Here is a 14,811-nt window from a genome sequence, read left to right as displayed (position 1 = left end):
AAATGAAGCCGTGACCCGACGGCATCCGGGATACCACTCCCCTAGAGGCTGGCTCCTAAGGATTAGGACGCGCAACCCGAGGCAGAATGCCCTGAACCTACAGACCACTTTCGAATAACGCTTATTTCCAAGCGTTATGCTGTGTAGCGGCCCGCAGGCCGGTCTCCCGACAGAATCAGGCTCAGCTCATGCCCATCCAGTTAGGCAGCACCAGGGAAATCCACGGCACATAGGTAATCAGGACCAGGAACGCCAGCAGAATCATCAACCAGGGCATGGCCGCCCGAATGGTGGCGGGCAGGGACATGCCGGTCACGGCAGACGTGACGAACAGATTCAGCCCCACCGGCGGCGTGATCAAGCCGATTTCCAGGTTCACGACCATGATGATGCCCAGGTGGATCGGATCTATGCCCAGCTTCATGGCGATGGGAAACAGGATCGGTGCCAGGATCAGGATGATCGCCGAAGGCTCCATGAACGCACCGGCAATCAGCAGCACGATGTTCACCACCAGCAGGAACGTCACGGGGGTCAGGCCGGCATCGAGCACCCACGCGGTGATTTGCTGCGGCAATTGCTCGGTGGTCAGCACATGAGCGAAGAGCATGGCGTTGGCGATGATGAACATCAGCATGATGCTCAACTTGGCCGATTCCAGCAGCACCTTGGGCGTCTCGCGGAACGAGAGGTCCTTGTAGACGAACAATGCGATGAACGCCGAGTACACCGCAGCCACGGCGGCCGCCTCGGTCGGTGTGAACATTCCTGAATAGATCCCGCCAAGAATGATGACCATCAGCAACAGGCCCCAGATCGCCTGGCGCGCGGTGCTCAGCCACTCCCGCAGTGTCGCCCTGGGCATGGCCGGCAGGTTTTTCTTCACCGCGACGATGTAGATCGCCACCATCAATGCAAACCCCAGCAGCAGGCCTGGGACGACACCGGCCATGAACAGCTTGCCCACCGACGTTTCTGTCGCGGCGGCATAGACCACCATGACGATCGATGGCGGGATCAATATCCCCAGGGTGCCAGCATTGCACACGATGCCCGCCCCAAACGCCTGTGGATAACCCGAGCGCACCATCCCCGCAATGGCGATGGAGCCAACCGCCGCCACGGTTGCCGGGCTGGAGCCCGAGAGTGCCGCAAACAGCATGCACGCCAGCACCGCCGCGATCGCCAGCCCGCCACGGATATGTCCGACGCAGGCGTTGGCGAAATCGATCAGCCTTCGTGCCACGCCGCCCGTGGTCATGAACGCACCCGCCAGCAGGAAGAATGGAATCGCCAGCAACGTATAGTGTTCGGACGTTTCGAACAGCTTGATCGCCAGCGAACGCACCGAGTCGGGGCTGAAGAAGATGATGGTCAGCGAACCGGCCAACCCCAACGAAATCGCAATGGGCACGCCGATGAACATCAGCACGAACAGCGCCACGAACAGGAAGGCAATGGTCATGGTCTGTCTTCCTCGTGTTCGGTCAGCTTGACGGCTTCGGCCGCTTCATCGGCCAGGCCCAGGCCCGTCTGGCGATTGCCCAGGATCCGGACAAGAATTTCGGCGAACCGGATGAACACCAGGGCGAAGCCGACCGGCACGATCAGGCCGATGTGCCATTGCATGATGCCGAAATGGCCCAGGTCCTCGGCGCCGATCTGGGCAATCATCAGGGTGTTGATCCATTCGAAGCTCGCCACCGCCAGCAACCCGGCGTAAGCGAGGCAGCACAGGCAAGCGATGACACCGATGAAGCGTTGCACCGGCTTGCTGGCCAGTTTCACCAACGCATCGACACCGATGTGCCCGGCGGTGCGGACACCGTAGGACAGCCCGAAAAAAATCAGCCAACCAAACAGTGCCTTGGTCAGGGACGTGCTCCAGGTCATGGCCTGAGCCATGGCCATGATGGAATCGCCCGTGGCGAACAGCAGCTCACTGGCGCCCGGCCAACGGTCACCCAGGCTGTAGAAGACGCTGTAGAGATTGTTGAGCACCACATAGACGAAGGTAACCAGCGTCATGGCGGCGAGGAGGAAGGCGATGAACCCTTCCTCGAAATGTTCCCAGGTGCGCCGAAGGGCGTTCATGGCGTGACCTCTGCTGTGGAAGACGACGACAGGCCGACGCTGCCGGACGGCAGCGCGGCCAACCAATCACTGGGCCTTGTTGGAGGCTTCGGCCGCCTTGATCAGGTCAGCGCCGATATCGCTTTCGAACTTTTTCCACACCGGCTTCATCTTGTCGCGCCATGCGTTGCGCTCTTGCGGGGTGAGCGTAATGATCTCGGTGGTCTTGGCGTCGAGGATGCGCTGCTTGTCGTGCTCGTTCAGTTGCGCCGCTTCCTTGTTCACGTGGGCAGTGACTTCGACCAGGATCTTGTCCAGCTCAGTGCGGATGTCAGCCGGCAGGTCGTTCCAGAACTTGGTGTTGGTGATCAGCATGTAGTCGAGTAAGCCGTGGTTGGACTCGGTGATGTACTTCTGCACTTCATGCATTTTCTGGCTGTAGATGTTCGAGTACGGGTTTTCCGCACCGTTGACCACACCGGTCTGCAACCCTTGGTACACCTCGGCAAAACTCATCTTGCGCGGGTTGGCATTGACGGCCTTGAACTGCTCCTCCAGAACAGCCGAAGCCTGTACCCTGAATTTCAGGCCACGCGCATCCTTGGGTTCGCGCAGCGGTTTGTTGGCCGACAACTGTTTCATCCCGTTGTGCCAATAAGCCAGACCCGTGATGTTCTTGCTCTCCATGGACTTGAGCAACTTCTGCCCCTCGGGGCTCAACTGAAAACGGTCCACCGCGGCAATGTCATCGAACAGGAACGGCAGGTCGAACAACTGCACCGTCTTGGTGTACTGCTCGAACTTGGCCAGCGAGGGCGCAATCATCTGCACGTCCCCCAACAGCAGGGCTTCCATTTCCTTGCCGTCGCCGAACAGCGAGGAGTTGGGGTAGACCTCCACCTTCACCTTGCCTGGCAGCCGCTCTTCCACGAGTTTCTTGAACATCAGCGCGCCTTGGCCTTTGGGCGTCTGCTCGGCGACCACATGGGAAAACTTGATGACCACCGGATCTGCGGCCATGACCGTGCTCAACGCACTGAGGGCCAACATGCAGACGAGCGCTTTCCATACAGGTTTGAACATGGCAGGACTTCCTCTTGGTTTTATTTTTTTCGTACGGCTCATTCAAAACGCGGTGCACGGCGAAACAATCTGAGTCTAGGCAGAAAAACGGCTTGCCGGAGGGCGATGAAGATTTTCAAACGGTTGGCGAACAAACGCCGCAGGGGAGGCAAGCCACGGAGGCAGGCCCCTATGACGCGCAGATTCGGATCTGATGGGATTTTTCGGCGATTCGACGGTATCGCCTGGATGACTTGGAATGGGGGAGCCAGGCCAGCCCCCCCATTTTTTGCCGCTTTGACGTTTAGTGATGCTCGCGGGTCGCGCGGAATTTCACATCCGGCCAGCGCTCTTCCATCAGCGCCAGGTTGACCCGGGTCGGTGCCAGGTAGGTCAGGTGACCGCCACCGTCCAATGCCAGGTTTTCCACGGCCTTGTTGGAAAATTCCTCGAGCTTCTTCTTGTCGCTGCAATCGACCCAGCGGGCCGAGTACACGGTGATCGGCTCATAGGAACATTCGACCTTGTATTCCTCTTTCAAGCGACTGGCGACCACATCGAACTGCAGCACACCCACGGCGCCGAGGATGATGTCGTTGCTGCGCTCCGGGAAGAACACCTGGGTGGCACCCTCTTCGGCCAGTTGCTGCAAGCCCTGGCGCAGCTGCTTGGACTTGAGCGGGTCCTTCAGGCGTACGCGGCGGAACAGCTCCGGGGCGAAGTGCGGGATGCCGGTGAAGCCCAGGGTTTCGCCTTCGGTGAAGGTGTCGCCGATCTGGATGGTGCCATGGTTGTGCAAACCGATGATGTCACCGGCGAAGGCTTCTTCCAGCTGCTCGCGTTCCGAGGAGAAGAAGGTCAGGGCGTCGCCGATGCGCACGTCCTTGCCGGTGCGCACGTGGCGCATCTTCATGCCTTTCTCGTATTTGCCCGAGCAGATGCGCATGAACGCGATACGGTCGCGGTGCTTGGGGTCCATGTTCGCCTGGATCTTGAAGATGAAGCCCGAGAACTTCTCCTCCACCGGTTCCACGGTGCGCTCGTTGGCAACCCGTGGCAGTGGACGCGGGGCCCAGTCCACCACGGCATCGAGCACATGGTCCACGCCGAAGTTGCCCAGGGCGGTGCCGAAGAACACCGGCGTCATCTGGCCGTCGATGAAGGCCTGCTGGTCGAATTCGTGGCAGGCGCCCTGCACCAGCTCCAGTTGCTCGATGAAGCGTTCGTACTCGTCCCCCAGATGTGCGCGCGCCTCGTCGGAGTCCAGGCGTTCGATGATCTTGGTTTCAGTGCGCTCGTGGCCGTGACCGGCGGTGTAGACGATGATGTAGTCGCCAGCCAGGTGGTACACGCCCTTGAAGTCGCGGTAGCAGCCGATCGGCCAGGTGATCGGCGCCGCCTTGATCTTGAGCACCGCTTCGATCTCGTCGAGCAGCTCGATCGGATCACGGATGTCGCGGTCGAGCTTGTTGATGAAGCTGACGATCGGGGTATCGCGAAGGCGGCAGACGTCCATCAGGGCGATGGTCCGCGGCTCGACGCCCTTACCGCCGTCGAGGACCATCAGCGCCGAGTCCACCGCCGTCAGGGTGCGGTAGGTATCCTCGGAGAAGTCTTCGTGGCCCGGGGTGTCGAGCAGGTTGATCATGTGATCGCGATACGGGAACTGCATCACCGACGTGGTAATCGAGATACCCCGCTGCTTTTCCATCTCCATCCAGTCGGAGGTGGCATGACGGTCGGACTTGCGGGATTTCACCGTGCCGGCGACCGCAATGGCCTTGCCCATCAGCAAGAGCTTTTCGGTGATGGTGGTCTTACCCGCGTCGGGGTGGGAAATAATGGCGAAAGTGCGGCGTTTCGCGACTTCGGCGGCCTGTTTGGTCATGGGAAATCGCCTGGCAGGTGGTTCAAAAAAGGGCGGCGAGTATAGCCCAAAACCACTGCCCTGGACCACCGTACGTAAGGGCAGCCCCCGCCCGGACGCCCAATCTGCCGGAGCCCGACGACATCCCGGGAGGGAACCTTTTCGACAGCACGCACGTCCACTCCCCTGTTACGGCTTCGCCAGGGCCTGAAAAATCAGCACGTTAGCCTGGCGAGGCTGCGCTCATGGCTCCAATGACCTGCCGTTCGCCGGCATTGGCAGAGCCGCTTCTCGCGCCCCTTTTCCCGACACCCCTCATGGGGCTGCCGCCAGGGAAAGCGGGTGCCGACCGAAAGAAAAAGGAGTCCGCCTGTGGCTATCCGCTATGGCAAAGGGCTGACAGGAGGCGTGGTCGTCGTCGCGCTCCTGGCCCTGTTGGTCCACTGGATCGGCATCGATACGATCCAACATTATCGCGACGACTTGCTGTTCTATCTCCAGGCTCACCTGATGCTGGTCGTGGTTTCCATGCTGGCGGCCCTGGTCGTCGGCCTTCCCGCCGGCGTCGTCCTCAGCCGTCCCGCCATGGCCGGGCGCGCCGAGCGCTTCATGCAACTGTTCAACATCGGCAACACCGTGCCGCCCCTGGCCGTACTGGCCATCGCCCTGGGCATCCTGGGCATCGGCAGCGGGCCCGCCATCTTCGCCCTGTTCCTCGCCTCGCTGCTGCCCATCGTGCGCAACACCTATGAGGGTCTGAAGAACGTCCAGGGTTCTCTCAAGGAAGCCGCCACCGGCATCGGCATGACCCCGCGCCAGGTGCTGTGGAAAGTCGAGCTGCCCAACGCCGTGCCGATCATCGTCGGCGGCGTGCGCGTGGCACTGGCCATCAACGTCGGCACCGCACCGCTGGCCTTCCTGATCGGCGCCAACAGCCTCGGCAGCCTGATCTTCCCCGGCATCGCCTTGAACAACCAGCCGCAACTGCTGCTCGGCGCGGCCTGCACCGCCCTGTTGGCGCTGCTGCTCGACGGCCTGGTGACACTGGCCAGCCGCCTCTGGCTGGAACGCGGCCTGCGCCCGTCATAAACCGGGTTGGATAAAGGAATCGTGATGAAGAAGACAAGCTTGTTGCTGGGCTGCCTGCTGCTGTTCGCAGGGATAGCCCAGGGCGCGGAAAAACCACTGATCCGCCTCGGCGCCCGGGTGTTCACCGAACAGACCCTGCTGGCGGAAATCACTGCCCAGTACCTGCGCGCCAAAGGCTACGACGCGCAGATCACCGGCGGCCTGGGCAGCAACCTGGCCCGCAGCGCCCATGAGACCGGGCAACTGGACCTGCTTTGGGAATACACCGGGGTGTCACTGGTGTCCTACAACCATGTCACGGAAAAACTCGACAGCGCCCAGTCCTATGCCCGGGTGAAAGAACTCGATGCGAAAAAAGGCCTGGTCTGGCTTTCGCCGTCGAAATTCAGCAACACCTACGCACTGGCCTTGCCCGAGAAAGTCGCCCGGCAGTACCCGCAGATCAACAACATCAGTCAGCTCAACGCCGTGCTGCAGGCCGAAGCCGACGACAATCACCTGGTGGCGCTGGATACCGAATTCGCCAACCGCTCCGACGGTCTGGCGGGCATGGTGGAACAGTACGGCATGAACCTGACCCGCAAGAACATTCGGCAGATGGATGCGGGCCTGGTCTATACCGCGCTGCGCAACAGCCAGGTATTCGCCGGGCTGGTCTACACCACCGATGGCCGGCTGAACGCCTTCAAGCTGAAACTGCTGGAAGACGACAGGCACTACTTCCCCGACTACACCGCCGCGCCGGTGGTGCGCCAAGCCTTCCTTGACGCGCATCCGCAACTGGCTGCCCAGCTCAAGCCACTGGCCGAACTGTTCGATGACCAGACCATGCGGCAGCTCAACGCCCGTGTGGACGTCGACCACGAGAGCCCTTCCGCTGTCGCCGCCGATTTCCTGCGCCAACACCCAATCGACTGAGGAGGAAAAGTCATGGAATTATTGAACGCCTTTTCCCATCTCGACTGGCAACAGGTCCTGCACCTGACCTGGCAACACATCACCCTGGTCGGCATTGCCGTGACCCTGGCGATCGTCATCGGCGTACCGCTGGGCATTTTCATGACCCGTTTCCCTGCCCTCGCCGGCCCGTTGCAGGCCAGCGCCACCGTACTGCTGACGATTCCGTCGATTGCCCTGTTCGGCCTGCTGCTGCCGTTCTATTCCACTTTCGGCCAGGGCCTGGGACCGCTGCCGGCGATCACCGCAGTGTTCCTTTATTCCCTGTTGCCCATCATGCGCAACACCTACCTGGCCCTCACGGGCGTGGAGCCGGGCATCCGTGAAGCCGCCCGAGGCATCGGCATGACCTTTGGCCAGCGCCTGCGCATGGTCGAACTGCCCATCGCCGTGCCAGTGATCCTGGCCGGTGTGCGCACCGCCGTGGTCATGAACATCGGCGTCATGACCATCGCCGCCACCATCGGCGCCGGTGGCCTGGGCGTGCTCATCCTCGCTTCCATCAGCCGCAGCGACATGTCGATGCTGATCGTCGGCGCCGTGCTGGTCAGTCTCCTGGCCATCTTCGCCGACCTGCTCCTGCAATGGCTGCAACGCTCGCTGACAAGTAGGGGGTGTTCGCCGCAAATGACGGGCGCGCCGACGCCCCACAAAGCGCAAGACTAGGCGCGAGGAGAGAAGTTTGGTTTTTTCAAATGAACGACGAGCAACGACGGATTGCGCTTTGTGGGGCTCGGCTCCAACGCGCCCGTCATTTGCGGCGAACACCCCCTATACAGGACTCCTCAAATGATCGAACTTCAAAACCTCAGCAAAACCTTCAAGAGCAACGGCAAGGACGTCAAGGCCGTGGACTCGGTGAACCTGACCGTCAACGAAGGCGAGATCTGCGTGTTCCTCGGGCCGTCGGGCTGTGGCAAGAGCACCACCTTGAAGATGATCAATCGCCTGATCCCGCCCACCTCGGGCAAGGTATTGATCAACGGCGAAGACACCACCAACCTGGACGAAGTGACCCTGCGCCGCAACATCGGCTACGTGATCCAGCAGATCGGCCTGTTCCCGAACATGACCATCGAGGAAAACATCACCGTGGTCCCGCGCCTGCTGGGCTGGGACAAGCACAAATGTCACGACCGCGCCCGCGAGCTGATGAGCATGATCAAGCTCGAGCCCAAGCAGTACCTGCATCGTTATCCCCGTGAACTGTCGGGTGGCCAGCAGCAGCGGATCGGGGTGATCCGCGCCCTGGCGGCCGATGCGCCGTTGCTGCTGATGGACGAACCCTTCGGCGCGGTGGACCCGATCAACCGCGAGATGATCCAGAACGAGTTCTTCGAGATGCAGCGGGCACTGAACAAGACCGTGATCATGGTCAGCCACGACATCGACGAAGCCCTCAAGCTGGGGGACAAGATTGCGATCTTCCGTGCCGGCAAGCTGATCCAGTGCGATCACCCGGACACCCTGCTGGCACATCCGGCGGATGAGTTTGTCAGCAACTTCGTCGGCCAGGACAGCACCCTCAAGCGCCTGCTGCTGGTCAAGGCCGAGGACGCGGCGGACAACGCGCCGTCGGTCAGCCCGCAAACGCCGGTGGCCGAAGCGCTGGAGCTGATGGACGAGCACGACCGCCGCTACGTGGTGGTCACCTGTGCCCAGAACAAGGCCCTGGGTTATGTCCGACGTCGCGACCTGCATCGCCAGACCGGCACCTGCGCCCAGTTCCTGCGTGAGTTCAATGCCACGGCGGCGTATGACGAGCACCTGCGGATCCTGCTGTCGCGCATGTACGAGTTCAACCGCTCGTGGCTGCCGGTCATGGACGCCGAGCGGGTGTTCCTCGGAGAAGTGACCCAGGAATCCATCGCCGAGTACCTGAGTTCCGGTAAGTCCCGTGGGGGCAAGACCAGCATCGTTTCGCCGGCGGAGATTGCGCAGGTCTGATCACCCCAACGAACCCACAGTTTCCGGGGCGGTCACCAAAATGGTGTCTCTGCCCGAAACGCACCGATTATCCATCCAGCGGGAACATCAATCCGTCACACAGGTCGGTTACATCAGGAGCTGTCGCGCGCCGCACGACAGACGCGTGCAAAAACGCGACATTTTTAGTTGATCTCAGGCCCCTCACGCCCTAAAGTTCGCGCCGAACGTCCATGCTGGAAACGATCCATCCGGCTCAAGTACTGACGACGAGACAGCAAGGCCAAGGGAACATGCGTCCCATGGCCTTTTTGCTTTCGGCGACATGCCTTGGGAAGTAGGCGAACCAAAGTGGGGATACGGAGGACGTTCACGAGGGCTGCCAGCCCTCAAACCCATTGATCCTGATGTTTGCCAGTAGGAGTCCCAACGTATGTCGATCCAGGTCGAAGATTATTTCGCGCGCGAAACCTTTCAGAAAATGAAGGCTTTCGCCGACAAGCAGGAAACCCCGTTCGTAGTGATCGACACCGCGATGATCGCCCAGGCCTATGACGACCTGCGCGCCGGTTTCGAATTCGCCAAGGTCTACTACGCCGTCAAGGCCAACCCGGCGGTGGAAATCATCGACCTGCTCAAGGAAAAGGGTTCGAACTTCGACATCGCCTCGATCTACGAGCTGGACAAGGTCTTGAGCCGCGGTGTGGGACCCGAGCAGATCAGCTACGGCAACACCATCAAGAAATCCCGGGACATCCGCTACTTCTACGACAAGGGCGTGCGCCTGTACGCCACCGACTCCGAAGCCGACCTGCGCAACATCGCCAAGGCCGCGCCGGGCTCGAAAGTCTATGTCCGCATCCTCACCGAAGGCTCGACCACCGCAGACTGGCCGCTGTCGCGCAAGTTCGGTTGCCAGACCGACATGGCCATGGACCTGCTGATCCTGGCCCGTGACCTGGGCCTGGAACCGTACGGCATCTCGTTCCACGTCGGCTCGCAACAGCGCGATATCAGCGTCTGGGACGCGGCGATCGCCAAGGTCAAGGTGATCTTCGAGCGTCTGAAGGAAGAAGATGGCATCGTCCTGAAGCTGATCAACATGGGCGGTGGCTTCCCGGCCAACTACATCACCCGCACCAACAGCCTGGAAACCTATGCCGAGGAAATCATCCGCTTCCTCAAGGAAGACTTCGGCGAAGATCTGCCGGAAATCATCCTCGAGCCAGGCCGCTCGCTGATCGCCAACGCCGGCATCCTGGTGAGTGAAGTGGTGCTGGTGGCGCGCAAGTCCCGCACCGCGGTGGAGCGTTGGGTGTACACGGACGTGGGCAAGTTCTCCGGCCTGATCGAAACCATGGACGAAGCCATCAAGTTCCCGATCTGGACCGAGAAGAAAGGCGAGATGGAAGAAGTGGTCATCGCCGGCCCGACCTGCGACAGCGCCGATATCATGTACGAGAACTACAAGTATGGCCTGCCACTGAACCTGGCCATCGGCGACCGCCTGTACTGGCTCTCGACCGGAGCCTACACCACCAGCTACAGCGCCGTGGAATTCAATGGCTTCCCGCCGCTGAAGTCGTACTACGTATAACGCGTCGCTGGCCTGAGCTGAAAAAGCCCGTGACGGTTGTCACGGGCTTTTTTCATGCCTGCGATCCGGTCGATGTCCCCCCTGGCGCTCAAGCGCGAGCCGAATCTTCCAATACACCCAGCCGCGCCTGGTAGGCCTCGATGAGTGACCCCAGGCCGGGCAACCGGGCGCCCTGCAGGATGGGCGTGGCGCGGCGAAGGAAGTTCAGATTGCCGGCGTGCAGCGCACGCCACAACCACACCAGGCCCTCTTCGAACTGTCCTTGCGCCAACAGCACGCAACCGTGGCTGAACTGCCCACGAAAATCGCCGGCCTCGGCCGAACACCGGTACCAGTATGCTGCCGCCGACGGATCCGCCGGACAGTGGCGACCGTCTTCCAGATAACGCCCCAAGAGATTCATCGACTTGGCATGGCCCAACTCCGCGGCTCGCCGATAGAGGGCCAGGGCTTGAGCCTGGTCTTGCATCACGCCGCGCCCGGTGGCCAGCAGGTTGGCGTAGTTGTACATCGCCCAGTCCAACCCCGCCTCGGCGGCCAGGCGATAGTGCGCTGCGGCGGTGGCGGCATCGCTGGCGCACCCCCAACCGTGTTCATGACAGCGCCCCAGCATATTGCGCGCCATCAGGTGTCCGCGTCGGGCCGCGATGCCGAACCAGCGCACCGCCAGCGGTTGGTCTTGGGCGATGCCACGGCCGTCGAGCAGAATCTGCCCCAGCAAAGCCTGGGCATCGAGCACGCCCTGGCCGGCGGCGAGCAGAATCGCCTGGGCCGCTCGCGAAGGGCTGTCGTCGAGCATGGCAGCCCAGTCGTTAGCGTCGAGCACCTGCTGGCGGCGCAGACGCAAATCCATGCCCTATACCTCTACCCAGCGACGCAGCAGATTGTGGTAGGTGCCAGTCAGGCGGATCAGCGAGGGGTGGTCGGGCATGTCGCGGGTCAGCTCCTGGATCGCCCCGTCCATTTCGAAAAGCAACGCTCGCTGGCTGTCTTCGCGTACCAGGCTCTGGGTCCAGAAGAAGGAGGCATAACGCGCGCCGCGAGTGACCGGGTTGACCTTGTGCAGGCTGGTGCCTGGGTAAAGCACCATGTCCCCCGCCGGCAGCTTGACCCGCTGGGTGCCATAGGTGTCCTGGATTTCCAGCTCGCCGCCGTCGTAGTCCTGCGGATCACTGAAAAACAGCGTGGCGGAAAGATCGGTCCGGACCCGCTCGGCGCTGCCCTTGGGCTGACGCACCGCGTTGTCGATGTGAAAGTCGAAACTGCCGCCGGCGGTGTAGCAATTCACCAGCGGTGGAAACACTTTGTGGGGTATCGCCGCCGACATGAACAGCGGGTTCTGCCACAGCCGCTCGATCATGGCCGCGCCAATCTCCTTGGCCAGAGGATGGCCTTCGGGCAGTTGCAGATTGTGCTTGGCCTTGGCCGATTGATAGCCGGCGGTGATCTTTCCATCCGCCCACTCGGTGTGCTCCAGCGCCTCGCGGATGCGCTGCACTTCTTGTGGAGAAAACACGCCGGGAATGTGCAGCAACATGACATCGGGCCCTGTGGATAAAATTGGGCGCAAATGATAGTGATTATTATTGACTGTGCACAACCTCCATGACGTTCCAGAACTCAAAACCGTATGAAATCTGTGTAAATAAAATGTAAAGCCATCTCAAATAGCAATGTATCTCAATTGATATATAAAACCATTTACCCTATATTCCGCCGCCTCGAAACCCTGGGGAGGGGAATTTCATGTCGCGTCAATCGATACAATTACCAGCCAATTCGCCGCGTTTGCTGGCGTCCGCCATCGGCGTCGCCCTCAGTGCGACATCCGTGACACAAATGGTTCAAGCGGCACAAAACAACGATGAGCAGGCCCCGCGCGAGGCCATTTCCCTGGAAGCCACCAGCATCACCGGCGAGATTCAGGACAACGCTTCCTATCAGGTCGAGAAAGCCTCGTCGCCCAAGTACACCGCCCCGCTAGTGGAAACGCCGCGCTCGGTGACGGTCATCCCGCAGCAGGTCCTCAAGGACACCGGCGCGCTCAACATGCAGGACGCATTGCGCACAGTGCCGGGCATTACGTTCGGTGCCGGGGAAGGCGGCAACCCCCAGGGCGACCGTCCGTTCATCCGGGGTTTCGATGCCCAGGGCGACACTTACCTGGACGGCGTGCGCGACACCGGTTCGCAAAGCCGTGAAATCTTTGCCGTGGAGTCCATTGAAGTCAGCAAGGGCCCGAATTCGGCCATTGGCGGACGCGGCGCCGCAGGTGGCACCATCAACCTGGTGAGTAAAAAAGCGCACCTGGGGAATTCCTTCGACGGTGGCTTCACCTGGGGAACCGACCAGACCCAGCGCTATACCCTGGATGGCAACTACCAGTTCAGCGACACCGCCGCCGGCCGCCTGAACCTGATGAGCCACGAAAGCAACGTCGCCGGCCGCGACAAGATCAACTACGACCGCTGGGGCGTTGCCCCTTCGCTGGCGTTCGGCCTGGGCACCGACACCCGGGTCAACCTCGACTACTACCACTTGGAAAGCAATGATCTGCCGGATGCTGGCATCCCCTACTCCATGCCCGCATCGGGCAGGACGGCCGATCGCAACAAGTCCAATCCGGACAAGCCCAACGACGGCGGCGACAGCAGCAACTTCTACGGCCTGACCGACCGTGACATGCGCAAGACCCGGACCGACACGGCGACCTTCGCCATCGAGCACGACCTGAACGATGCGCTGACCGTCAAGAACACCCTGCGCCACGGCTCCAGCATGCAGGATTACATCCTGACCCAGCCCGACGACAGCAAGGGCAATGTCAACAACGGCAGCGTCTGGCGCCGGGCCAATACCCGGGTCAGCAATGTCGATACCACCACCAACCAGACCGACCTGTTCGGGGATTTCTACATCGCCGGCTTCAAGAACAGTTTCTCCACCGGCATCGAGCTGAGCCGCGAGAAAGGCGAGAAATCCTCCTATACCGTCAACACCGACACCGTGCCCGGCACGACTGCCGCGAACACCAACTGCACGCCATCGACGATCGGGGCACCGAGCGGCTACAACTGTACGTCGCTGTCCAACCCGAACCCGGACGATCCATGGAACGGCAGGATTGCCCGCAACTATGCCGGCACCGACACCACCAGCGTCACCCGTGCGATCTACGCATTCGACACCCTGGAGCTGTCACCGCAATGGCTGCTGAACATGGGCCTGCGCTACGACCACTTCGACACGAAATACAAAACCTACAACGCCGCCGGCACCACCACGTCCAAGGGCGATGACGTGAGCGAATTCGTCACCGGTCAGTTGGGCCTGGTGTGGAAACCCGCGGACAACGCCAGCCTCTATGTCTCCTACGCCACCTCGGCCACACCGCCGGGCAACATGGTTGGCGAAGGCCAGGAAGGCAATCCGCTGGGCGGTACGCCGGACCGCAACGGCAACCTGCTCAAGAGCGACATGGAGCCGGAAACCACCAAGAACTACGAGATCGGCACCAAGTGGGACCTGCTGGGCAGCCGCCTGTCGTTGACCGCCGCGGTGTTCCGCACCGAGAAGGAAAACGCGCGGGTCCAGGTCGATACCACCTCGTACGAGAACGCTGGCAAGACCCGTGTCGATGGCATCGAGCTTTCGGCCAGCGGCAAGATCACGGATAAATGGCAGGTGTTCGCCGGCTACAGCTACCTGGACAGTGAACAGGTCGATGGTGGCCCCTTGAGCGTCACCGACGGCAACCAGCTACCCAACACGCCGAAAAACAGTGCCAGCGTCTGGACCACCTATGCGGTCACACCGAAGCTGACCCTCGGTGGCGGCGCCTTCTATGTCGACGACGTGTTCGGCAACGTCGCCAACACCACCATGGTCGATTCCTATGTGCGCTACGACGCCATGGCCAGCTACAAGGTCAGCAAGCACCTGGACCTGCAACTCAACGTGCAGAACCTGACGGACGAAACCTACTACGACAAGGCACTGGGCAACCACTTCGCCAACCAGGCAGCCGGACGGACCGCGTTGGTGAGCACCAACTTCCATTTCTGACCGGCAGCCATACGGCTCGTGGCGAGGCAGCCTGCTCTCGCCACATGTTTCCAACAGCCGGCCAACAGCGTGCCCGAGCCCCGTTCATACGAATGATCGGGGCTTTTATACGTGTTTATGAATGCTTCTCGATAACACACGGCATAATACGCGCCGTGATGAAACGTAATACATG

General features: G+C 61.2%; 12 protein-coding genes. 6 read left to right on the top strand and 6 right to left on the bottom strand.

The window, feature by feature from the left end; translation table 11 throughout:
* Positions 1-181 precede the first annotated feature (181 nt).
* From dctM to AC1M7R_RS15330, 4 genes are all read right to left on the bottom strand, one after another.
* The gene (gene dctM, locus AC1M7R_RS15345; RefSeq protein WP_072388488.1) at positions 182-1,465 is read right to left on the bottom strand and encodes a C4-dicarboxylate TRAP transporter large permease protein DctM; all 1,284 of its coding nucleotides are present in this window, start codon (positions 1,463-1,465) and stop codon (positions 182-184) included.
* A complete protein-coding gene (locus AC1M7R_RS15340) occupies positions 1,462-2,094 on the bottom strand; it encodes a TRAP transporter small permease (RefSeq protein WP_072388490.1) in 633 nt (210 codons plus the stop codon). The genes dctM and AC1M7R_RS15340 overlap by 4 nt, the downstream gene beginning before the upstream one ends.
* A 66-nt stretch (positions 2,095-2,160) precedes the next feature.
* A complete protein-coding gene (locus AC1M7R_RS15335) occupies positions 2,161-3,156 on the bottom strand; it encodes a TRAP transporter substrate-binding protein (protein ID WP_072388492.1) in 996 nt (331 codons plus the stop codon).
* Positions 3,157-3,439: 283 nt separating this feature from the next.
* Complete coding sequence (locus tag AC1M7R_RS15330) at positions 3,440-5,023, bottom strand: peptide chain release factor 3 (protein ID WP_072388494.1); 1,584 nt, start codon at positions 5,021-5,023, stop codon at positions 3,440-3,442.
* Positions 5,024-5,374: 351 nt separating this feature from the next.
* Here AC1M7R_RS15330 and AC1M7R_RS15325 point away from each other — a divergent pair, with 351 nt between their 5' ends.
* From AC1M7R_RS15325 to AC1M7R_RS15305, 5 genes are all read left to right on the top strand, one after another.
* On the top strand, positions 5,375-6,091 hold the full coding sequence (locus tag AC1M7R_RS15325) for an ABC transporter permease (RefSeq protein ID WP_072388496.1): 717 nt from the start codon (positions 5,375-5,377) through the stop codon (positions 6,089-6,091).
* Between the two features lie 24 nt (positions 6,092-6,115).
* Positions 6,116-7,009, top strand: a complete 894-nt coding sequence (locus AC1M7R_RS15320; RefSeq protein ID WP_072388498.1) for a glycine betaine ABC transporter substrate-binding protein — start codon at positions 6,116-6,118, stop codon at positions 7,007-7,009.
* A gap of 12 nt (positions 7,010-7,021) precedes the next feature.
* Positions 7,022-7,714 carry an ABC transporter permease gene (locus tag AC1M7R_RS15315; protein WP_072388500.1) on the top strand — a complete coding sequence of 231 codons (693 nt, stop codon included), beginning with the start codon at positions 7,022-7,024 and terminating at the stop codon, positions 7,712-7,714.
* A 123-nt stretch (positions 7,715-7,837) separates the two neighbouring features.
* Entirely contained in the window at positions 7,838-8,995 is a 1,158-nt protein-coding gene (locus AC1M7R_RS15310) for an osmoprotectant ABC transporter ATP-binding protein OsmV (protein ID WP_072388502.1), read from the top strand.
* A 412-nt stretch (positions 8,996-9,407) separates the two neighbouring features.
* Positions 9,408-10,571 (top strand): type III PLP-dependent enzyme, encoded by a 1,164-nt coding sequence (locus AC1M7R_RS15305; protein WP_072388504.1) that lies wholly within the window; start codon positions 9,408-9,410, stop codon positions 10,569-10,571.
* A gap of 88 nt (positions 10,572-10,659) precedes the next feature.
* Here the strand turns inward: AC1M7R_RS15305 and AC1M7R_RS15300 are convergent, their stop codons facing one another.
* Together AC1M7R_RS15300 and AC1M7R_RS15295 are read right to left on the bottom strand one after the other, a co-directional pair.
* Positions 10,660-11,424, bottom strand: coding sequence for a tetratricopeptide repeat protein (locus AC1M7R_RS15300; protein WP_072388506.1), 765 nt, complete (start codon positions 11,422-11,424; stop codon positions 10,660-10,662).
* Between the two features lie 3 nt (positions 11,425-11,427).
* The gene (locus tag AC1M7R_RS15295) at positions 11,428-12,108 is read right to left on the bottom strand and encodes a Fe2+-dependent dioxygenase (protein ID WP_072388508.1); all 681 of its coding nucleotides are present in this window, start codon (positions 12,106-12,108) and stop codon (positions 11,428-11,430) included.
* Positions 12,109-12,317: 209 nt separating this feature from the next.
* On the opposite strand from AC1M7R_RS15295, the gene AC1M7R_RS15290 reads away from it, so the two are divergent.
* Positions 12,318-14,636 (top strand): TonB-dependent receptor, encoded by a 2,319-nt coding sequence (locus AC1M7R_RS15290; protein ID WP_490609732.1) that lies wholly within the window; start codon positions 12,318-12,320, stop codon positions 14,634-14,636.
* The last annotated feature ends 175 nt before the right edge of the window (positions 14,637-14,811 follow it).

This window comes from Pseudomonas sp. MS01C9 (genome assembly GCF_058202755.1).
Note: the sequence above shows the minus strand (reverse complement) of the source record. Positions and strands in the feature narration are given on the sequence as shown.

What these genes read in the sequence shown, in the direction of transcription:
- AC1M7R_RS15305 (WP_072388504.1), top strand. Translation starts at nt 9,408, where the DNA reads ATGTCGATCCAGGTCGAAGATTATTTCGCGCGCGAAACCTTTCAGAAA.
- AC1M7R_RS15295 (WP_072388508.1), bottom strand. Translation starts at nt 12,108, where the DNA reads ATGTTGCTGCACATTCCCGGCGTGTTTTCTCCACAAGAAGTGCAGCGC.
- AC1M7R_RS15335 (WP_072388492.1), bottom strand. Translation starts at nt 3,156, where the DNA reads ATGTTCAAACCTGTATGGAAAGCGCTCGTCTGCATGTTGGCCCTCAGT.
- AC1M7R_RS15310 (WP_072388502.1), top strand. Translation starts at nt 7,838, where the DNA reads ATGATCGAACTTCAAAACCTCAGCAAAACCTTCAAGAGCAACGGCAAG.
- AC1M7R_RS15320 (WP_072388498.1), top strand. Translation starts at nt 6,116, where the DNA reads ATGAAGAAGACAAGCTTGTTGCTGGGCTGCCTGCTGCTGTTCGCAGGG.
- AC1M7R_RS15290 (WP_490609732.1), top strand. Translation starts at nt 12,318, where the DNA reads ATGTCGCGTCAATCGATACAATTACCAGCCAATTCGCCGCGTTTGCTG.
- AC1M7R_RS15340 (WP_072388490.1), bottom strand. Translation starts at nt 2,094, where the DNA reads ATGAACGCCCTTCGGCGCACCTGGGAACATTTCGAGGAAGGGTTCATC.
- AC1M7R_RS15300 (WP_072388506.1), bottom strand. Translation starts at nt 11,424, where the DNA reads ATGGATTTGCGTCTGCGCCGCCAGCAGGTGCTCGACGCTAACGACTGG.
- dctM (WP_072388488.1), bottom strand. Translation starts at nt 1,465, where the DNA reads ATGACCATTGCCTTCCTGTTCGTGGCGCTGTTCGTGCTGATGTTCATC.
- AC1M7R_RS15330 (WP_072388494.1), bottom strand. Translation starts at nt 5,023, where the DNA reads ATGACCAAACAGGCCGCCGAAGTCGCGAAACGCCGCACTTTCGCCATT.
- AC1M7R_RS15315 (WP_072388500.1), top strand. Translation starts at nt 7,022, where the DNA reads ATGGAATTATTGAACGCCTTTTCCCATCTCGACTGGCAACAGGTCCTG.